21 protein-coding genes are annotated in these 19,500 nt (G+C 67.2%); 14 read left to right on the forward strand and 7 right to left on the reverse strand.

The genetic code is table 11. The annotated features are described in order from the left end of the window. Nucleotides 1–147: 147 nt before the first annotated feature. Nucleotides 148–1,032 (reverse strand): 3-keto-disaccharide hydrolase, encoded by an 885-nt coding sequence (locus tag ACP696_RS19290; RefSeq protein ID WP_426014057.1) that lies wholly within the window; start codon nt 1,030–1,032, stop codon nt 148–150. A 131-nt stretch (nt 1,033–1,163) separates the two neighbouring features. Here ACP696_RS19290 and ACP696_RS19295 point away from each other — a divergent pair, with 131 nt between their 5' ends. The 4 genes from ACP696_RS19295 to ACP696_RS19310 all read left to right on the forward strand — a co-directional run bounded on the left by ACP696_RS19295 (nt 1,164) and on the right by ACP696_RS19310 (nt 6,106). Next, nucleotides 1,164–2,060, forward strand: coding sequence for an alpha/beta hydrolase (locus ACP696_RS19295; protein WP_426014055.1), 897 nt, complete (start codon nt 1,164–1,166; stop codon nt 2,058–2,060). Between the two features lie 126 nt (nt 2,061–2,186). After that, complete coding sequence (locus tag ACP696_RS19300) at nt 2,187–3,569, forward strand: ethanolamine ammonia-lyase subunit EutB (RefSeq protein ID WP_426014053.1); 1,383 nt, start codon at nt 2,187–2,189, stop codon at nt 3,567–3,569. After that, on the forward strand, nt 3,566–4,357 hold the full coding sequence (eutC, locus tag ACP696_RS19305; RefSeq protein WP_426014052.1) for an ethanolamine ammonia-lyase subunit EutC: 792 nt from the start codon (nt 3,566–3,568) through the stop codon (nt 4,355–4,357). The genes ACP696_RS19300 and eutC overlap by 4 nt, the downstream gene beginning before the upstream one ends. Before the next feature lie 255 nt (nt 4,358–4,612). After that, nucleotides 4,613–6,106 carry an amino acid permease gene (locus ACP696_RS19310; protein ID WP_426014051.1) on the forward strand — a complete coding sequence of 498 codons (1,494 nt, stop codon included), beginning with the start codon at nt 4,613–4,615 and terminating at the stop codon, nt 6,104–6,106. A 50-nt stretch (nt 6,107–6,156) separates the two neighbouring features. Here ACP696_RS19310 and ACP696_RS19315 read toward each other — a convergent pair whose 3' ends face one another. From ACP696_RS19315 to ACP696_RS19325, 3 genes are read right to left on the reverse strand one after another with little or no spacing between them, the layout of a single operon-like run. Next, nucleotides 6,157–6,783, reverse strand: coding sequence for a DUF1190 domain-containing protein (locus tag ACP696_RS19315; RefSeq protein ID WP_426014050.1), 627 nt, complete (start codon nt 6,781–6,783; stop codon nt 6,157–6,159). Nucleotides 6,784–6,791: 8 nt separating this feature from the next. Beyond that, entirely contained in the window at nt 6,792–7,205 is a 414-nt protein-coding gene (locus ACP696_RS19320) for a DUF350 domain-containing protein (RefSeq protein ID WP_426014048.1), read from the reverse strand. A 29-nt stretch (nt 7,206–7,234) separates the two neighbouring features. Further along, nucleotides 7,235–7,888, reverse strand: a complete 654-nt coding sequence (locus ACP696_RS19325) for a DUF2491 family protein (protein ID WP_426014046.1) — start codon at nt 7,886–7,888, stop codon at nt 7,235–7,237. A 206-nt stretch (nt 7,889–8,094) separates the two neighbouring features. Between ACP696_RS19325 and ACP696_RS19330 the strand changes: the two genes are divergently transcribed. The 7 genes from ACP696_RS19330 to ACP696_RS19360 all read left to right on the forward strand — a co-directional run bounded on the left by ACP696_RS19330 (nt 8,095) and on the right by ACP696_RS19360 (nt 15,910). Beyond that, nucleotides 8,095–8,535: a YjfI family protein gene (locus ACP696_RS19330; RefSeq protein WP_426014044.1), complete on the forward strand. Its 441-nt coding sequence runs from the start codon at nt 8,095–8,097 to the stop codon at nt 8,533–8,535. Nucleotides 8,536–8,558: 23 nt separating this feature from the next. Beyond that, on the forward strand, nt 8,559–9,284 hold the full coding sequence (locus ACP696_RS19335; RefSeq protein ID WP_426014042.1) for a PspA/IM30 family protein: 726 nt from the start codon (nt 8,559–8,561) through the stop codon (nt 9,282–9,284). Nucleotides 9,285–9,293: 9 nt separating this feature from the next. Beyond that, complete coding sequence (locus ACP696_RS19340) at nt 9,294–10,454, forward strand: glutathionylspermidine synthase family protein (RefSeq protein ID WP_426014041.1); 1,161 nt, start codon at nt 9,294–9,296, stop codon at nt 10,452–10,454. 1,080 nt (nt 10,455–11,534) lie between these two features. Further along, nucleotides 11,535–13,028, forward strand: a complete 1,494-nt coding sequence (locus ACP696_RS19345; RefSeq protein WP_426014039.1) for a methyl-accepting chemotaxis protein — start codon at nt 11,535–11,537, stop codon at nt 13,026–13,028. 183 nt (nt 13,029–13,211) lie between these two features. Beyond that, nucleotides 13,212–14,432: a DUF2336 domain-containing protein gene (locus ACP696_RS19350; protein ID WP_426014037.1), complete on the forward strand. Its 1,221-nt coding sequence runs from the start codon at nt 13,212–13,214 to the stop codon at nt 14,430–14,432. 326 nt (nt 14,433–14,758) lie between these two features. Beyond that, nucleotides 14,759–15,178: a MucR family transcriptional regulator gene (locus ACP696_RS19355; protein WP_426014035.1), complete on the forward strand. Its 420-nt coding sequence runs from the start codon at nt 14,759–14,761 to the stop codon at nt 15,176–15,178. Nucleotides 15,179–15,403: 225 nt separating this feature from the next. Continuing rightward, complete coding sequence (locus tag ACP696_RS19360) at nt 15,404–15,910, forward strand: PAS domain-containing protein (protein WP_426014236.1); 507 nt, start codon at nt 15,404–15,406, stop codon at nt 15,908–15,910. 50 nt (nt 15,911–15,960) lie between these two features. On the opposite strand, the gene ACP696_RS19365 is transcribed toward ACP696_RS19360, so the two are convergent. The 3 genes from ACP696_RS19365 to ACP696_RS19375 are packed head-to-tail and all read right to left on the reverse strand — an operon-like array spanning nt 15,961 to nt 18,017. Continuing rightward, on the reverse strand, nt 15,961–16,872 hold the full coding sequence (locus ACP696_RS19365; RefSeq protein WP_426014034.1) for a ribokinase: 912 nt from the start codon (nt 16,870–16,872) through the stop codon (nt 15,961–15,963). 24 nt (nt 16,873–16,896) lie between these two features. Further along, entirely contained in the window at nt 16,897–17,700 is an 804-nt protein-coding gene (gene fliP, locus ACP696_RS19370) for a flagellar type III secretion system pore protein FliP (protein WP_426014233.1), read from the reverse strand. Next, complete coding sequence (locus ACP696_RS19375) at nt 17,697–18,017, reverse strand: hypothetical protein (protein ID WP_426014231.1); 321 nt, start codon at nt 18,015–18,017, stop codon at nt 17,697–17,699. Before ACP696_RS19375 ends, fliP begins: the two co-directional genes overlap by 4 nt. A gap of 128 nt (nt 18,018–18,145) precedes the next feature. Here ACP696_RS19375 and flgB point away from each other — a divergent pair, with 128 nt between their 5' ends. Genes flgB through ACP696_RS19390 form a run of 3 tightly spaced genes read left to right on the forward strand, consistent with a single transcriptional unit; the run spans nt 18,146 to nt 19,314 of the window. Beyond that, on the forward strand, nt 18,146–18,562 hold the full coding sequence (gene flgB, locus ACP696_RS19380) for a flagellar basal body rod protein FlgB (RefSeq protein ID WP_426014032.1): 417 nt from the start codon (nt 18,146–18,148) through the stop codon (nt 18,560–18,562). 10 nt (nt 18,563–18,572) lie between these two features. Next, a complete protein-coding gene (gene flgC, locus ACP696_RS19385; RefSeq protein ID WP_426014030.1) occupies nt 18,573–18,995 on the forward strand; it encodes a flagellar basal body rod protein FlgC in 423 nt (140 codons plus the stop codon). Nucleotides 18,996–19,005: 10 nt separating this feature from the next. Continuing rightward, a complete protein-coding gene (locus ACP696_RS19390) occupies nt 19,006–19,314 on the forward strand; it encodes a flagellar hook-basal body complex protein FliE (RefSeq protein ID WP_426014028.1) in 309 nt (102 codons plus the stop codon). The last annotated feature ends 186 nt before the right edge of the window (nt 19,315–19,500 follow it).

Raw genomic sequence — 19,500 nt, forward strand, 5'->3', positions numbered from 1 at the left:
TCCACCAAGCAGCAGCGCCCCCCTTGACTGTATCACACGACTGTTTCACAAAGCGGGCGTGGGTGGTGCTAAGCCCTTGAAATATCTAAGGTCAATTTCAGGAGCAGGCTCTCCCTCCAGGCCTACCACCTGCTTTTCAAGACCCGCCTAGTTCCCAACGATCTTCGGCAGCGCCGTGATCGGCTCCAGCGCGATGTCGCGGAAGAAGGTTTCGGCGCCTTCGGACTGTAGCTGGATCGCGCCGTGGGTCAGGGGCTGGCCCTCGGCGCGGATGTCACGGACCTCCATCACCGGCACGCCATTGACCACGTGGATGGCGCTGTCGCCCAGCACATAGAGGTCCAGGGTGTTCCACTGGCCGGGCGGCTTCTCGGCGTCGCTGGCGGCCTCGACGTTCCAATTTGGCGTAACGACGGCCACGTCGCGGCCGGTGGGCGAGAACCGCAGCTTGGGCTCGATCAGGCTGGGGTCGTCCACCGCCTTGACCGTGGCGCTGACCGGGTCGCCGACCCGCACGACCATGCCGACCGACCCGAGCATGATCTCGAACTCCATCGACCGGCTCCAGGTGCCAAACACCGCGCCGGGCGCGCCGTGCGAATGGTAGAGCAGGCCGTTGTTGGGGGCCTGGGTCTCGCGCGGCGCCCAGCGGCCCTTGCCCCATTTGTATTGCAGGCGCAGGTGGTAGTCGCGGAAGTCGCCCTTATGGACCAGGCTGCCCCAGGTCTTGCCATTGACATAGAGGGCGGGCCGGCCGTCCTCCTGAACCACCTTGAAGATCTCCGCGCTCTCGACGGTTGCGCCGATCGGAGCGACAGGCGGATCCTTGTAGGTCAGGCCCGGGTCGCGATAGCCGAGCCAGGCGTTCCAGTCGGTCAGGTCCTTGCCGTTGAACAGCGACACGGCGGGACCAGCAGCCTTGGGAACCTCGACGAGCTTCAGGGGCGGCCGGGCGAGGGCGAGGGCGAGGTCGGGGGTGGTGGCGACGAGCGCCATTGCCAGGATGGGGGCGACGGCCAGGGTCTTGAGCATGTTTCCTCCGCGGCCCTTTTCCGGGTCACACGCACCCTAACTGACAGCGTTGTCGGTTCAAGCCTTTCGACGGGGCTTGGCGGAACTCAAACAAGCGTTAGAATTCTTCGAAACCACAAAGAGGAAGCCCCATGCCCAAGGTCCGCGCGAACGGCATCGAGATCGAATACGAGGTTTTCGGACCCGAAGGCGGAGCTGCGCTGCTGTTGATCATGGGCCTGGGCCAGCAACTGACCCGCTGGTCGATGTCGCTGGTCGATCAGCTGGTGGCCGAGGGCTACCGCGTCATTCGCTACGACAATCGCGACATCGGCCTGTCGAGCGGGTTCGACCACGCCCCGACGCCCGACCTGCCGGCGGTGTTCGCCGCCCTGATGCAGGGCCAGGATCCTGGCGCGCCCTATCTCCTGAGCGACATGGCCGACGACGCGGCCGGCCTGCTCGACGCCCTGGGCGTCGCCCGCGCCCACGTGGCCGGCGTGTCGATGGGCGGGATGATCGGTCAGATGCTGGCGGCGCGGCATCCGTCCAAGGTGCTGTCGCTGGTCTCGGTGATGTCGACCACCGGCAATCCGGCCGTGCCGCCCGCCACGCCTGAGGCGCAGGCGGCGCTGTTCGCCCGCCCGACAGCGACCGATCTGGACAGCCTGACCGAACATGCGCTGAAGGCCCAGATCGCTATCCAGAGCCCGGCCTGGCCGGTCGATCCGGAGACCGAGCGACCCCTGCTGCGAGCCGCCATACAGCGCGCCAACCACCCGGCCGGGGTTCTGCGTCAGATGATCGCCGTCATCGCCTCGGGCGACCGCCGCGAAGCCCTGAAGACCATCACCGCCCCGACCGTGGTGCTGCACGGCGCCGCCGACCCGTTGGTGAATGTGGAAGGCGGCAGAGACACCGCGGCCACGATCCCCGGCGCAGAGCTGCGGATCATTGAGGGCATGGGTCATGACCTGCCGACCGCGGTGCATGACGCCTTCGTCGACGCGGTGAAGGCGGCCACGGCGCGGGCGAAGGCGCTGGCTTGATGCGATTGGGGACAGGCCCATGGGCCTGTCCCCTACGGTGCACACCGAAGGGGCAAGCTTGTCCTGAAAGCGCGACCGCGCCGCGCGCCGCTTCCCAGCCGGCCCCATCTGCGCCACCCTCGCACCATGGCCTACCGCGCGACGCTCGGATCGACGACCTGGACCTTCGACAACCTGGCCGACCTGCTGGCCAAGGCCTCGCCGCCGCGTTCGGGCGACGCCTTGGCCGGGATCGCCGCCACCAGCGCCCAGCACACGGTCGCCGCCAAGATGGCCCTGGCCGACGTGTCGCTGAAGACCTTACTGAACGAGGCGGTGGTTCCCTATGAAACCGACGAGGTCACCCGGCTAATCCTCGACACTCACGACGTGGCGGCCTTCGCGCCCGTGGCGTCTCTGACGGTGGGCGAATTTCGCGACTGGCTACTGTCGGAGATCGCCACCCCCGCCGCCCTGACCAGACTGGCGCCCGGCCTGACGCCGGAGATGGTGGCGGCGGTGTCCAAGCTGATGCGCAACCAGGACCTGATCCTGGCCGCCTCCAAGTGCCGCGTGACCACCAGGTTCCGCAACACCATCGGCTTGCCCGGGACCATGGCCGTGCGCCTGCAGCCCAACCACCCGACCGACGACCCGGCCGGGATCACCGCCTCGATCCTGGATGGATTGTTGTACGGCTGCGGCGACGCGGTGATCGGCGTCAATCCGGCCAGCGACAGCCTCAATGTGCTGGGCGACCTGACCCGGCTGATGGACGACCTGATCCAGCGGTTCGAGATCCCCACCCAGTCCTGCGTGCTGACCCACGTGACCACGGCGCTCCAACTGATCGAGCGCGGCGCGCCGGTCGACCTTGTGTTCCAATCCATCGCGGGCACCCAAGCCGCCAACGCCAGTTTCGGGGTGACGCTGGCCTTGCTGCAGGAGGGGCTGGACGCCGGCCGGTCGCTGAACCGGGGGACGGTGGGCGACAATGTCATGTATTTCGAGACCGGCCAGGGCTCGGCCCTGTCGGCCGGCGCGCATCACGGGGTGGACCAGCAGACCTTGGAGGCCCGCGCCTATGGCGTGGCCCGGGCGTTCGAGCCACTGCTGGTCAATAGCGTGGTCGGCTTCATCGGCCCCGAATATCTCTATGACGGCAAGCAGATCATCCGGGCCGGGCTGGAAGACCATTTCTGCGGCAAGCTGCTGGGCGCGCCGCTCGGGGTGGACGTCTGCTACACCAACCATGCCGAGGCCGACCAGGACGACATGGACAGCCTGCTGACCCTGCTGGCCACGGCGGGCGTCACCTTCGTGATGGGGGTGCCCGGCGCCGACGACGTGATGTTGAACTATCAGTCCACCTCCTTCCACGACGCGCTCTATGTCCGCGAGCTGTTGGGCAAGACCCGCGCGCCGGAGTTCGAGGCCTGGCTACAGCGGTCGCGGATCGTCGGGAGCGATGGCCGCCTGGCGCCGCGTGCGGCGGGCCATCCTCTGCTGACGGCGGGGGCGGGGACTTGAGCACGCCGGTCACTCCCGATCCCTGGACGGCCCTGCGTCGTCACACCCCGGCGCGGATCGCCCTGGGCCGCTCAGGCTCCAGCCTGCCGACCTCCGAGGTGCTGGCCTTCGCCCTGGCCCACGCCCAGGCTCGCGACGCGGTGCACGCGGCGTTCGACGCCGAGGGCGTGGCGGCGGCCATCGAGGCGCTGGGCATGCCCGCGACGATCGTCGATAGCGCCGCGCCGGACCGCGCCACCTATCTGCGCCGCCCGGACCTGGGGCGGGCCCTGTCGGACGCCGGCCGGGCGGCCCTGGTCGCCTCTGCGCGCGGCGCCTGCGACCTGGCCATCGTCGTCGCCGACGGCCTGTCCTGCGCCGCCGTCCACGCCCATGCCGCGCCGCTGGTCGAGACCCTACTGCCCGCCGTACGCGCGGCCGGTTGGCGGCTCGGACCCGTGGTGATTGCGCGCCAGGCCCGCGTGGCGCTCGGCGACGAGGTCGGGGCGCTACTGGGCGCGCGGTTGGTGATCCTGCTGGTCGGCGAGCGGCCCGGCCTGTCGTCGCCCGACAGCCTGGGGGCCTATATCACCTTCGAACCCCGCGTTGGCCGCACCGACGCCGAGCGCAACTGCGTCTCCAACATCCGGGGCGAGGGGCTGAGCTACGAGGCGGCGGCGTTCAAGCTGGCCTGGCACGCCCGTGAGGCGCTGCGCCTGGGCCTCACGGGCGTGGCGCTGAAGGACGAGAGCGACACGGCGCTGCTGGGGGTTTCAAGTCCTCCCCCTGTGGGGGAGGCGATGGCGTAGCGATCGGTGGGGGGAGTTTTAGGATCGCGGATTGGGCGCGGGCGATGGTGTGTCACTCCCCCCTCCGTCGGCTTCGCCGACACCTCCCCCACAGGGGGAGGAACGGTCCGCCGCCCGCCTTTTACGCCACAAGGCCGCGTGGCGCCGAAATAGTGAACGCGGGTCGCCCAAAGTGCGGATTGTGATCACGATGAATCGCCGTCGCCCTCATCGACGCGCAACCTCCACTGGGAAACAAAAGCAGGGGGACGGATCATGAGCGAGGAAATCGCGGGCGGCGGCGTCAGCTACGAGAAGGTCGATGCGGCCTATTTCGACAAGCGCGGACTGAAGCGCTACGCGGGGGTGTTCTCGCTGTGGGCCCTGGGGGTCGGGGCGGTGATCTCCGGCCAGTTCTCGGGCTGGAACCTGGGCATGGGGGTCGGCGGCTGGGGCGGCATGCTGGTGGCCACCCTGATCATCATCGTGATGTATCTGGGCCTGACGTTCTCGATCGCCGAGATGGCCGCCGCTCAGCCGCATACCGGCGGGGCCTACAGCTTCGCCCGCGCCGCCATGGGACCCTGGGGCGGCTTCATCACCGGGCTGTGCGAGAACGTCGAATATGTGCTGACCGCTGCGGTGGTGTGTTTCTTCATCGGCTCGTACCTGGGCGGCATCTTCGAGACGCCGGCCTGGGTGCAGCCGCTCTACTGGATCGGGGCCTATGTCATCTTCGTCGGGCTGAACGCTGGCGGGGTGGCGATGTCGTTCAAGTTCACGGTGTTCATCACCCTGCTGGCCCTGGGCTGCCTGGCGGTGTTCTGGGTCAGCGCCCTGCCGCACGCCGACTTTTTCAAATACGCCATGAACGTGGGGCCCGGCGGGACCGAGCTGAAGGACGGCCACGGACCGTTCCTGCCGGCCGGGGTCGGCGGGGCCCTGGCCCAACTGCCCTTCGCGGTCTGGCTGTTCCTGGCCATCGAGCAACTGCCCCTGGCGGCCGAGGAGAGCCACACCCCGGCCCGCGACCTGCCCAAGGGCATCATCCTGGGCATGCTGACCCTGATCGTCTCGGCCCTGCTGGTGCTGTGGCTCAACAGCGCCATCTCGCCCGGCGCCTTCGCCCTGTCGAAGTCGGGCGAGCCGATCCTGGAAGGTTTCCGCACGATCTATGGCGGAGGCTTGGCCAAGGTCCTGGCGGCCGTGGCGGTGGCGGGGCTGATCGCCAGCTTCCACGCCATCATCTTCGCCTATGGCCGGCAGATCTATTCGCTGTCGCGCGCCGGCTACTTCCCGCGCGGCCTGTCGGTGACCAGCGGCACGCGCAAGACGCCCGACGTCGCCTTGCTGACCGGCTCGGCGGCCGGCCTGCTGGTGATGCTGGCGGTGTGGTTCATGCTGGGGGCCGAGAAGGGCGCGGCGGTGATCGGCGGCACGCTGCTGAACATGGCGGTGTTTGGGGCCATGCTGTCCTACGTGGCGCAGGGCGTGTCGTTCATCCTGCTGCGCCGAAAATTCCCCGACATGGCGCGGCCGTACAAGAGCAAGTTCGGCGTGCTCGGCGCGGGCCTGACGGTGGTGATCTCGCTGGTGACGATCTTCTATCAGTTGAAGGACCCGATCTATCGGGCCGGCATGCTGGGCGTGGCGATCTGGTTTGCGGTCGGCATCGTCTATTTTGCCTTGGTCGGCCGCAAGAAGCTGGTGCTGTCGCCCGAGGAAGCCTTCGCGATCAGCGGTGGCAAGACGGCTTACGAGACGCATTGAGCGGGCGTTTAAATCCGCTCATCCCGGCAGTCGCCGGGATGAGCGGTGTATTACCCCCCGTACGAGCGCCCGCCGCCGCCGAAGCCCCCGCGGGAGATCACCGAGCTGCGGCTCTGGACGCGGGTCGGGGCCTTCATGGCGGGAGCGTCGAAGCTGTCGGCGCGGACGCGGGTGCGGCCGGTGACATAGTCGCGCGACAGCGGGGCGCCCGAGCCGCCGTAATAGGTGCCGCCCCGGTCGCGATACATCGGCGCGCCGTAAAACCCGCCGCCCATGTTGCTGAGCGCCTGGCCGACGATGAAACCGGTCAGCAGCGGGGTGAAGAAGCTGCCGCCGCCGTTGTTGTCACTGCGTGGCACGCACTGGGACACGCCGTAGCGCTCTTCGCAGCTCTGCTGGTCGCCAAACTTGGGGGCGTTGGTGGCGCTGTCCTTCTGGGCCTGGGCATAGGCGGTGTCGCACTGCTGGGCGGTCATGGCGCCGTCGGCCTTGCAGTCGGCGAGCGAGGCGAAGGTCTTGGCGTCGACCTCTTGCGTCGCGGCCGGTGGGTCGCCCCACTGGGTTGCGGCGGGCGAGCCGTCGCAGGCGCTGATCGACATCGCCGTGCCGGCCATCAGGCCGGTCAGGGCCAGGCTGCCCGAGCGGAGGCGGCGGCGGGGTTGCGGGTGATCGGTCATGGAAAGCCTCAGGCCGTCATGCAGGCGGCGTTGAGCAGGCCAACCGCCAGGGAGATGCTCATCAGATAGACGCCGGCGGCGATCTCGCCCCGTTCGATGCGGGCGGCGACGTCCTTCATCGCCACGACGCGCACCAGGCTGAAGGCGGCGACCTGGATCACGCCGGCCAGGGCCGCCCAGGCGCAGAACTCGACCAGCGACACGGTGTTGCTGAGCGCCGAGGCCAGGGGCAGCACATAGCCGACCAGGGCGCCGCCCAGGGCCAGGGCCGCAGCGACATTACCCTCGCGGATCAGCTTGGCCTCGTCATAGGGCGTAACCCACTGGTAGATCAGCTTGAAGGCCAAGGTGAACAGGCCGGCGACCACGAAGGCCAGTAGGAACGCCAGGGCGTTGCCGCCAAATCCGTGCAGGTCGCTCATGTTCATTCCCCTCGAAACTCGTTTGCCGCCTAGGCCCGGAACTCGCCGACGCCCAGGGCCACACCGATCATGATCTCGAACGAGACCTCGCGCTGGCGCGTGTCTTCGTTCTCGTTCTCCTGCTGGATGGCTAGCAGAAGCTCGCGGCCGTCGCCCGGCAAATCGCGGGAGAACAGCATGCTGGTCTGGAAGATCCGCCGGTCGGGGATCCCGTCTCGGTCGTCATGGACGTCTTCCCAGAAGGCCACCGGCTCCTGGCTCTCGGCCTCGTCGCCGAACCAGTCGCGGCGGTATTCCGGCAGGCCGGGACCCGTGAAGGTGCGGGCCCGCAGCCGCTTGGCCCAGGCCTCCTCGTCGGCCTTGCCGCCCGGATAGGCGCTGTCCCACGGAATGAACACGGTGATGTCGGTGACCCGCTGGCCCTCGCGGTCGTCGGTGACAGCCTGGAACATCACGTTGTCGTCCGTATAGAACCGGTGGACAAAGCCGCCCTCGCGCAGCTCGATCAGGCCCTGGGCGGTGATTTCCAGGGTGTCGGTGTCGAGGGTGAACTTCAAATCATCGCCCAGCCGGCGCCAGGCCAGGGTATCGAGCCAGACGGTCCGCCCCAGCGTGACGTTGCGGATCGCCGGCAGGGCCGAGACGGGGGCGGTGTCCTTGCGGCCGAAGAGCTTACCGAACATGAAGGCGACCCGATGCGAAACTCCGTCCACATGTACGGCGCCTGCCCCGGTCAAAAAAGAGGGGAGCGCAAAAGGGGCCGCGCCATTACCAACTTGTCATCCAAGACCGTAAGATCGCGCTCTCGACGACTGGCGTTCGCTCGCCCATCTAGTATGAAGCCGCCTAAGCAGGCCCCAGACCGAACGAAGACGAGGACCACGCCCCCATGAGCCAGACCGCCTGGACTGTCCGCACCCTGAAGGCCGCGCTCGATGACGCGCCCGGTCGCGGCGCCGACGAGTTGACCGTACGGGTGCTGGAAGGCGCCGAACCGATCCTGCTGGCCACCATGCACTGGCAGGGCGACCTGGAAATCTTCATCAGCGTCAGCGACCAGCAGATCGCCGCCTCCACCCTGCTGTGGCCGGTCGACGAGCAAGCCGACCGCCACGCCTTCAACGAATTCCTGCTCAAGGCCCAGAAGTTGGTGCCGCTGTCGAACTTCGGCATCAGCACGGTCGGCGAGCGCGATTTCTACGAACTGTTCGGCGAAATCTCGACCACCTCGCCGGTCGAGGAAATCCTGATCGAGCTGCGGACCCTGGCCGAGAACGCCATCGACGCCGCGTCCGACCTGCGCAACTCCTTCACTCCCGTCGCCGCTTAATTCACGACCCTACGGAGACTCCCATGTCCATCTGGAACAAACTGTTCACCCTGGGTCGGGCCGGCGCGCACGAAGCCACCTCGGCCGTCGTCGACGCCAACGCCCTGCGCATTCTCGACCAGGAAATCCGCGACGCCGACACCGCCCAGGGCAAGGCCCGCGACGACATGGCCAGCCTGGTGGCCCGTCGCCGCATCCTGGAAAAGGAAGTCGCCGGCTTCAGCGACCAGGTCACCAAATACGAGGGCTCGGCCCGCGCCGCCGTCACCAAGGGCGACATGGACCTGGCTCGTCAGGTGGCCCAGCGCATCGCCGATCTGGAGTCGGACATCGCCCTTAAGACGCCGCAGATTGGCGAGATGCGAGCGGCCGAAGATCAGCTGCATACCGCCATCAGCGCCACCGACCGCCGCATCGAGACCCTGCGTCGCGAGGTCGAGGTCGTGAAGGTCAATGAAAGCGTCCAGAAGGCCCAGGCCTCGGTCGCCGCGCGCGGCGCGGGCGCCGGCTCGTCGCTGGGCTCGGCCGCCGACAGCCTGGCGCGCATCAAGGAACGCCAGATGGTCCGCGGCGAGCGCATCAAGGCGGCCGGCGAACTGGAAGACCGCCGCACCGGCGCCGATCTGGACGAAAAGCTGCGCCTGGCCGGCATCATGCCCGGCCAGTCCTCGGCCGACGACGTGCTGGCCCGCCTGGCCCCGGCCAAGCCGACCCTGCAGATCGAGCAGAAGCCGGACGGCGAGGCCTAGGCGTAGCCGGTGCGCCGCCTCAAGCTGACGCCCCGTCCCGACTGGCAGGCCAAGGCCGACGCCGTGGGCTTCGTCTATCACCACACCGATGGCCAGGCCTATTGGGACGAGAGCGTGGCCTACGCCTTCACCCTGAAGCAGGTGGAAGACGACCTGGAGCCGGCCGCCGCCGAGCTCCACGACCTGTGCCTGGACCTGGTCGACGAGGTGGTCGGCAGCCAGGAGCTGATGGAGAAGCTGGCCATCCCAGCCGAGCATCGCGACTTCGTGGCCGGCGCCTGGCGCGCCAAGCAGCCGTCGCTCTATGGCCGGTTCGACTTCGGCTATGACGGGCTCAGCAAACCCAAGCTCTACGAATACAACGCCGACACGCCGACCAGCGTCTTCGAAGCCGCCACCTTCCAGTGGCTGTGGCTGGAGGAGCTGATCGCAAATGGGACGCTCCCCGCCAACGCCGACCAGTTCAACAGCCTGTTCGAGGCCCTGCGCGACCGGTTCAAGACCCTGTTCCCGACCGGCGGCTTCGTCCACTTCGCCAGCGACGCCGAGGCCGTCGAGGATCGCCAGACCGTGCGGTTCCTGGAGGACCTGGCCATCCAGGCGGGTCTCGACCCCAAGTTCGTGGCCATGAACGCCATCGGCCTCAACGAAGAGGGCCAGTTCGTCGATCGCGAAGGCTTCGTGCTGCAGGCGGCGTTCAAGCTGTATCCGTGGGAGCACATGCTGCGCGAGCCCTATGCCGTCCACCTGGTCAGCGCCGACGTGCGCTGGCTGGAGCCGCCATGGAAGGCCATCCTGTCCAACAAGGGCATACTGCCGCTGCTATGGGAGCGCCATCAGGGCCACCCGAACCTGCTGGAGGCCTATTTCGAGGGCGACGCCGCTGCGTCGGCGCTAGGCTCGACCTTCGTGCGCAAGCCGCTGTTCTCGCGCGAGGGGGCCAATGTCGAGGTGGTCGGCGCGGGCGACGAGCCGGTGCTCGACCAGGGCTATGGCGAGGAGGGCGCGATCGTTCAGGCCTACCATCCGCCGCCGGAGTTCGACGGCAAGCGCCCGGTGGTCGGGGCGTGGATCGTAGGGGCCGAGCCGGCGGGCATCGGCATCCGCGAGGACGGCAGCGTGGTGACCAAGAACCTGGCCCGGTTCGTGCCGCATGTGATCGAGGGGTAGGGGGCGAGCGAATGGCCGCTTTCGACCCTAGGCGGACCGTCAGGAGGGTGATCCGCAACTTTTTATGAGTGGGACAAGTTCCTGCTGGTGAAGCTGCGGAGTGACAAATGTTGCCCCATCAGTACGGGACGTAATGGCTTGATCCGCGAGCTGCATCAATCGTGCGGAACTAATGGAAGTCCTCAGAACGGGAAACCGTTGATCAGCCTGAGCCGACCAGGTTATGGGCCCCTCCAAGTTGAGCGCACCCGCTTTCACGCTCATGCGCGCAGGATCCGGAGGCCCATCGTCAACGTCGCGCGCGAGCGCTCGAACCACGATCTCAAGTTCCCCACCTGAAACACAAGCTATGCGGACAAGTGGTGGCGTGAACACGTCGCCTTCGGAAAGCCAAAGGCTATCCTTCCAGACTTGCCACCCCAGTGGAGGAGCATCTTGCGCGACAGGTTTGCTGGATGCAGCGCATCCCGAGACGCAAGCGACAGCTAAACCGACGACGATGGCATTGAAGACGTTCACATAGCCCCCAGGACTGCCGCCGGCAGCTTATCAGGCAACCTTCCGCTTTCTACCCTTCTCTGACTTTTGAAATGTCTGCTTCCGGCGACTGCCCGCATCCGCCCCTGATGCGGCCACGCCTTAAAGCCTTGGTGGATCGGAGCTCTGGCGTCTGACGATGTCAAGGACCACCTCTGGCGGCCGCGTTGCGGCGGCGCGGGAGCGCCGTCCTTGACTCGGCCAGACGCCAGAGCAAGCTCGCGATCGCGGTTTTAAGGCGCGGCCTCGCCGTTGCGGGCGGATCGGGAAGGGGCAGGGCTTTCGCGCGGGATCACACACACTTGCCCCCACCTGACGGCTTCGCCGTCTGTCCGCCCCCATCGGGGGCGGAGTTTCGCGCACTCACCTGAACTCTTCCCCCTCTGGGGGAAGACGATCGCGAAGCGATCCGTAGGGGGCAAGTGGGGTGAGCCTCTGACACCTTCACCCCGCCAGAACGTCGCAGCCCGCGACATGGTTAATGGGCCATTAGGAATCAGCCGCCATTGCTTGGGGAACCCCGCGCTGGGGCGGAGATTCGGCATGAACGGGTTCAATCGGCTGTCCTTCGGATGGAAGCTGATCGTGGTGGCGGGAGTGGTCGCGGGCCTTGGCCAGATCGGCTGGTCGCTGGCGACCCGTGCGGGCCTGGTCTCTCCGTTCGCCGTGGCCGGCCTGGCGACGCTGATCGCGACGCTGGCCCTGTTGATCCTGGCCTGGAGCGCCGCCAGCGGTCGCGCCGTGGCCTCGCTGGCCCGTTCGGTCGAGGGGCTGGGGGCCGGGCGGTATGACCAAGCCATCGCCGGCGCCGACGACCGTGAAATTGGCGCGGTGGCGCGCGCCCTTGACGGCGTCCGCAACGACCTGGCCCAAGGCGAGCGCGAGCGCGCCCAGCAGGCCGCCGACCGCGCTGTCGCCGAGGCCGCGCGCCAGCACCGCGCCGATCAGGTCGAGGCCTTCGCCCGCAGCCAGGCCGCCGCCGTGGCGACCCTGGGGCAGGGGATGGGCAAGCTGGCGCAGGGCGACCTGATCTGGCGGATGCGCGAGGACGGCTTCGAGGGCGAGGCCCGCCAGGCGCCGCGCGACTTCAACGCCGCGGTCGAGACCCTGCAGCAGGCCATGACCGGCATGCTGGCCACCGCCCGGGGCATCCGCGGCGGCTGCGGCGAGATCGCGATGGCCGCCGACGATCTTTCCCAACGCACCGAACGCCAGGCCGCCGGCCTCGAACAGACCGCCGCCGCACTCGACCAGATCACCGCCACCGTCCGCCGCAGTTCCGACAATGCAGAAAAGGCCCGCGGCGTCACGCAAAGCGCCAAGTCCAACGCCGAGAAGAGCGGCCAGGTGGTGCGTGAGGCCGTCGAGGCCATGGGCGGCATCGAGAAGTCGTCGCAATCGATCAGCCAGATCATCGGCGTCATCGACGAGATCGCCTTCCAGACCAACCTGCTGGCCCTCAACGCCGGGGTCGAGGCGGCTCGGGCGGGCGACGCGGGACGCGGCTTCGCGGTGGTCGCTCAGGAAGTGCGGGCCTTGGCCCAGCGCTCGGCCGACGCGGCCAAGGAGATCAAGGGTCTGATCCGCGCCTCCAGCGAACAGGTCGGCAAGGGCGTCAAGCTGGTCGGCGAGACCGGCCAGACCCTCGACCAGATCCTGGTCCAGGTGGCGCAGATCAACGATCTGGTCGGCGACATCGCCGCCTCGTCCAAGGAGCAGGCCGTGGGTCTGCAGCAGATCAATGTCGCGGTGAACCAGATGGATCAGGCCACCCAGCAGAACGCGGCCATGGTCGAACAATCCACCGCCGCTACCCACGCCCTGGCCTCGGAGGCCGCCGAGTTGGAGCGGCTGATCGGCGGTTTCCAGGTGGGCGCCGAGATTCACGACTACAGGCCGCGCCAGGAGGCTCCGCGTCGCTCCGCGCCGGCCCCGGCGCCAGCCCGGCGCGAAGCATTCCGTGAGCGCTATGTGCAGGGCGCCAACGCCCTGAAGATCGAGCCGCGCTCGCGCCCCGGCGAGTGGCAGGAATTCTAGGCCGATGACGGGCCGCCCGGCGTCTGCCGTGCCGGAAGGTCGTCGCGGTTGCGGAGCCAAGTGGTCCGCCCCACATTCTCTAGAGGGTCGACGATCGCGCCTTCCAGAGGCCAAGCCCGCTCATCCGACGTTAAGAACGGTCTGGTCTAGGTTTGAGTACGACGGGCTTGCGTCAGGACCAGCATGAACGAACGCGCCACGCCCTTTGTCAGTCCCGAGCCCGAGCCGGTCGCGTCGCCCCGCGCGCGCGCCGCTTTGCTGAAGCGCTTGGCCGACGTCCTGTGCCTGCCCGCCAGCCGCATCAACGCCTTCGAACGCTCGGTGACCGCCGACCTGATGGTCGAGATGCTGCGCGACGCCGTCGTCGGCGAGCGCGAAAAGGTGGCCCGGCGCCTGGCCAATCTCGCCGAGATGCCCGGCGTGCTGGTTCGCCTGCTGCTGCGCGACGACCTGCAGGTGGCCCGCGCCCTGCTCGAGAATTCGCCCAATCTCAGCGACGCCGATCTGATCAACTGCCTCTACAACGCCAGCCCCGATCACCGCCGCCTGATCGCCCTGCGGCGTGGGGTCAGCGAGGTGGTGGCCGACGCCTTGGTCGACATGGACGAGACCCTTGTCACCGAGACCCTGCTGAAGAACGAGCTGGTGCGCTTCAGCCACCAGGGGCTGGAAAACATCGTCGCGGCCACTCGCGACAACCCCCAACTGATCTCGCTGCTGCTCAAGCGGCCCGAACTGCGGCCCAGCCACGCCTATGTGATGTTCTGGTGGTCCGACGCCGAGGCGCGGCGGACGATCCTGCAGCGCTTCGCCGTGTCGCGCGAAATTCTCCAGGACGCCGTCGGCGACGTCTTCCCCCTGGCCTCAGCCGAGGGCTGGCAGGACCCGTTGTCACGCAAGGCCCTGCAGTTCATCGAACGGCGTCAGCGAAATCGCGCCGCCATCGCCAAGAGCCCCTATGACAGCCTGGAGGCCGCCGTCGGCGCCGCCCAGAACGGCATGACGCGCGAGACCGCCGAGGAAATCTCCTATCTGTCCGGGCTCAAGCCCATGACCGGGGCCAAGATCTTCACCGACCGGGGCGGCGAGCCCCTGGCGATCCTGTGCAAGGCCACGGGCCTGCCGCGCGCGGCGGTGCGCGCCTTGTGGCGTGGGCTGCGTCGACCCGAGACCGACGCCACTGGCGCCCCCGACCCGGGATTGGAACGCGTGCTGGCGGCGTTCGACACCGTCGCGGTCGATCGCGCCCAGACCGTGCTGCGCTATTGGAACTGGTCTCTGTCCTCTGCCATGACGCCCGCGCTGCTCAAGGCTATTCGCGAAGGCGACGAGGCCGCCGTCGATGAATATTCGGTGCCGCAACGCGCCGCAATGCTGGCCCTCTCGCGAGATTTCGGCCGCTAGAGCATTTTTCGACCGAAGTGAATCCGGTTCGCGTGAAGAGAAATGCGTCAAAACAGAAGATTAGAGCTCACGGCCTGACGCAGTCAGGTCGGGAAATGCCCTAGTCGCCAATAGCCGGTCGAACGGATTCAACGACGAGTGTCATCAGAAACGAAGACTTTATATCAACTGAAAATTGTTTTTGCGAATAAATAGATTTATTGTCCTGTCGGTTATCAGCAAATATAACGCGCTATCTATGTTTCCCGACTGTAATTATCTGCTATCCAAGACTGAACTAGACGCGGCTGGGCTAATTCCATGCGACTCGGGGGAGCAGTACTCAAATGGACGAACCGTCCGAGCTTATCGAAATCACGGCCAGCCTCGTCGCCGCCTATGTCGGCTGCAACACCATCGCCGCAACGGATGTGCCCAACCTGATCCGCAGCGTGCATGCCGCTTTTACGGGCGTCGGCGGCGAGCCAGAGCCGATCGCGGGGCTGGCCAAGGAGCCTGCGGTGCCCGTGCGGCGTTCGATCACGCCCGATCACCTGGTCTGTCTGGAGGACGGCCGGAAGTTCAAATCGCTCAAGCGACACCTGCGCACCAAGTACGACCTCAGCCCCGAACAGTATCGGGCGCGCTGGGACCTTGCCAAGGACTATCCGATGGTGGCCCCCAACTACGCCAAGGCGCGGTCGCACCTGGCCAAGCAGATGGGCCTGGGCCAGGGCGGCCGGAAGCCGGCGCGCAAAGGTCGCTAGCCCGACCGCCTGAGTCTGAGCGTTCAGTAACTTTAATTCAAACAACCGCTTGCGCCGCCGTTTCGCGAAATCGAGCGACGCCCGGCATCCCTCGCGGAGGCCGGGCGTTTGTCTTGCGGATTGACTCCCTTCGGTAAACTTTGTTTGAGGCGCGGTTTTCGCTGGCGACGATTCGGTCCTTAAGACATAGTGAATCGTCGTGATTCCAACGGCTTGTTAAGGAATCTGAAGATGAACGCGCAGTTGAGCGCATCGGCCACGGCGGCCCGCGCTCACCAGGAGATGTTCGCCTATTGGGCGTCCCTCCGTCGGGGGGCGAGCCTCCCGTCGCGCCTCGACCTGCATCCCGCGGGCATCAAGCGCATGCTGCCCACCGTCAGCCTGATCGACGTCAAGCGCGACGCCGATGGGGCGGTGGATTACCGCCTGCGGCTGGCCGGCACCGGCCTCTATTCGGTGTATGGCCGCGAAATCACCGGCCGCACCCTGGAAGACGTCTACAACACCGCCGCCGTTGAATACTGGCGTGAACAACTGAACAAGGTCGTCAACGAACGCCGCCCGGGCGTCGGCGTCCACAGCCTGGCCTGGAAGGGCTCGCCGCACATCTCGATCCTGTGGCTGCGTCTGCCGCTGGCCACCAATGGCAAGGACGTCGACATGATCCTCGGCTACGACGCGGTCGTGGGCTCGCAAGAAGCTGGCGGCCACAGCGGGATCCGCGCGGCCTAGGCTTTAAAATCCGCTCATCCCGGCACTTGCCTGCCTGAGCGGTTTGGAAGTCACCCCGCCAGAAACGCCTCGACCTCGCGCCGGCTGGGCATCGATGGCGCCGCGCCCGATTTCTGCACCGAAAGCGCGGCCGCGGCATTGGCGTGCTCGACGGCCTCGCGCAGGTCCATGCTGGCGGCCAGACAGGCCGCGAGCGCCCCGCAGAAGCAGTCGCCGGCCCCGGTGGTGTCGATCGCCTTGACCTTGCGGCCCTCGACCAGGAATGCCTCGTCGCGGCGCACAGCGGCGACACCGGCCGAGCCGAGGGTGACGATCACGATCTGGTCCGGACGACTCATCAGCTTGCGAGCCACGCGGGAGACTTCCTCAAGCCGCGTCGGATCGTGGCCCAGCCGGGCATAGGTGGCCAGTTCGGTCTGGTTGAGAATGAGAATGTCGGTTAGCGGAAACAGCGCCGCGCCCTGGGGCAGGGCGGGGGCGGCGTTGAGGATGCGCAGGGCGCCCTTGGCCGCGCCGGCCCGGAACAGGGCCTCAATGGCGGGCGCGGGGGTCTCCAACTGGCACAGCATCACCCGCTGTCCCTCCAGGGCCGTGGCGGCGACCTGTTGCGGCGAGAGCGTGGCGTTGGCGCCGCCGGTGACGACGATCATGTTCTCGCCGCTGGACGACACCCACACATGAGCCTGGCCCGTGGGGATGCCCGGCAGTTCCATGACGTCGGAGACCTGCACGCCATAGCCGGCCAGCCTGACCTTCAGGGTGGGGCCGCTGTCTTCCTTGCCGACCGCGCCCATCAGCCGGGTCGCCGCGCCCATGCGGGCGGCGGCCACGGCCTGGTTGGCGCCCTTGCCGCCCGGGAACAGCTCCAGCGAGATGCCGGCCACCGTCTCGCCGGGTCGTGGCAGGTCGTCGACCCGCGCCACGGCGTCCAGATTGATCGACCCCAGTACGAAAACGCCCATCGTTCTTCTTCTTGCCTGTGTTCTTTAGCCGCCGCCCGAGCCGCGCTGGAAGCTCTCGACCAGGCTGCCGGCGACGAGTCGCCAGCCGTCCACTAGCACGAAGAAGATCAGCTTGAACGGAAGGCTGACGGTCGCGGGGGGCAGCATCATCATGCCCATGCTCATCAGCACGCTGGCGACCACCAGGTCGATCACCAGGAACGGGATGAACAGCAGGAAGCCGATCTCGAAGGCCCGCTTGAGCTCCGAGATCATGAAGGCAGGGGTCACCACCTTCAGCGGCGTGTCGACGGCGGTCTTGGGTTTCTCGATCTTCGACAGGCGAATGAACAGGGCAAGATCATCCTGGTCCACCTGGCGCAGCATGAACACCTTCACCGGCGCCGTGGCGGCGTCGAAGGCCTCGGGCATCTCGATCTGCTTGTCGAGCAGCGGCTTGATCCCATCGGCATAGGACTTTTCGAAGGTCGGACCCATCACGATGGCGGTCAGGAACAGGGCCAGCGAGATGATCACCGGGTTGGGCGGGCTCTGCTGCACGCCGATCGCGGTGCGCAGCAAGCCCAGCACCACCACGATCCGCACGAACGAGGTGGTCATGATGACGATCGACGGCGCCAGGCTGAGCACCGTCAGCAGGCCCACCATCTGCACCACGCGCTCGGACAGGCCAGCGCCGGTGCCGAGGTCGACATTGATGGCCGATTGGGCCATGGCGACTGCGGGGGCGATGACCGTGCTTAGGGTGACCAGCGCGGCGATGGCGGCGGCGTGGCGGAGGTCCTTGGGATCGGCGCCGGTGACGAGTTTGATCAGGCCGCGCATCAGATCACGGGCTCCGTCGGGGCGATGGTCGGCGCGATGGGCTTGGCGACGACCGTCTTGGGGCCCCAGTTGAGCAACTGGCCTTCGCCCAGCATCAGCAGGCGCTCCTCGCCGTCGAGGCTGAAGAGCACCAGGCGGCGGGCGGGGTCCAGGACCAGGGTCTCGACCACCTGCATGCGGCGGTCCTTGCGCAGGGCGGTGATGCGCGACATGGCGTCGGGGCCGAACTTGCGCAGGGCCACGCCCGCCAGTCCGACCAGCCCCAGGGTCACAGCCAGGGCGGCGACGGCGCGGATCAGTTCTACGAAGTCGAAGTTCATGACGCCTGACGGTGCAAAGGGCGCGGCGCGGAGCCGCACCCCTGGTGTGCCCCAAGGTTCTTAAGGCCGGATTAACCCTGTTTCTTCACCATGAGCGCATGGGTCCCGATGACATTCCCCTCTTCTCAATGCTCAAGAGCCGCCTGAGCTATCTGTCCGAGCGGCAGAAGGTCATCGCCCAGAACGTCGCCAACGCCGACACCCCGGACTACCAGCCGCGCGACCTGAAGGCCTACAGCTTCAAGGCGACGCTGGACCAGCAGGCGACGGGCCAGCCCTACCGAGGCGGACCGGTGGCCCAGCCGGCCGGCGGTGTCCAGATGATCGCCACCAGCGCCGCCCACATGGCGCCGACCAAGCCGGCCAACATTTGGCGCGCCCCCGAGGGCCCCGACACCGAGACCACGCTGGACGGCAATTCGGTGACGCTGGAAGACCAGATGCTGAAGATGACCGACGCGCGGATGAACTACGACGCGGCGGTCAGCTTCTACCAGAAATCCATGGCGCTGCTGAGAACCTCCACGCGTCGGCCGGGCAGCTAAGGAACCCTAGATGACCGAGATCCGCTCCCAGTCGATGGCGACCATGGCGATCGCCGCCAGCGCTTTGAAGGCCCAGCAGGGCCGGATGCGGGTGATCGCCGAGAACATCGCCAACGCCAATTCCACCGCCCGCGTGGCCGGCGGCGACCCCTATCGTCGCCAGGTGCCGGTGTTCAAGCCCACCACCCTGCCCGGCGGTGGCGAGGGCGTGTCAATGGCCAAGGTCGATCCGGACATGAAGGACTTCCGCACCGAGTACGACCCCGGCAACCCGGCCGCCGACGCCAAGGGCTATCTCAAGCTGCCCAATGTCGACACCCTGGTCGAGGCGCTGGACATGAAGGAGGCGCAGCGCGCCTACGAAGCCAACATGAACGTCATCGAGACGTCGCGGGCCATGGAGTCCCGCACCCTCGACATCCTGCGCAAGTAAGGGCTGACCGATGATCACCGCGCTCGCCGCCGCCAAGGCCTATGCCGCCCAGGGCTCGATGGCCACGCCATCGCTCGGCGGGATCGGCGAGGTCAAGAAGGGCATGGACTTCGGGGCCATGGTCCGCTCGGCCATGACCGACACGCTGCACCAGACCCGCGCCGCCGAAACCAAGATGGCCCAGCAGGCCTCCGGCAAGGCCGAACTGATCGACGTGGTCACGGCGATTTCCTCGGCCGAGGCCAGCCTCGATACGGTGATGGCCGTGCGGGATCAGGTGATCTCGGCCTATCAGGAAATCATGCGGATGCCGATTTAAGGGATGGCTTAGCCCATCGCTAACACGATGAGTGTCCGCTGTTCGGCGGACGACCAATTTCGGCTTTCGACCCATTGCGGACCGTTGCACACCAACGCATGCTGCAGAACATGATCGACTACGTTTCGAGCCTGATGCAGGCGGACGCATTAAGCACCAAAGCCGCAGTCGTGGCTCAGGTGCCTG

Origin of the sequence: Caulobacter sp. DWR3-1-2, assembly GCF_049896225.1 — a bacterium.
Lineage (GTDB): Bacteria > Pseudomonadota > Alphaproteobacteria > Caulobacterales > Caulobacteraceae > Caulobacter.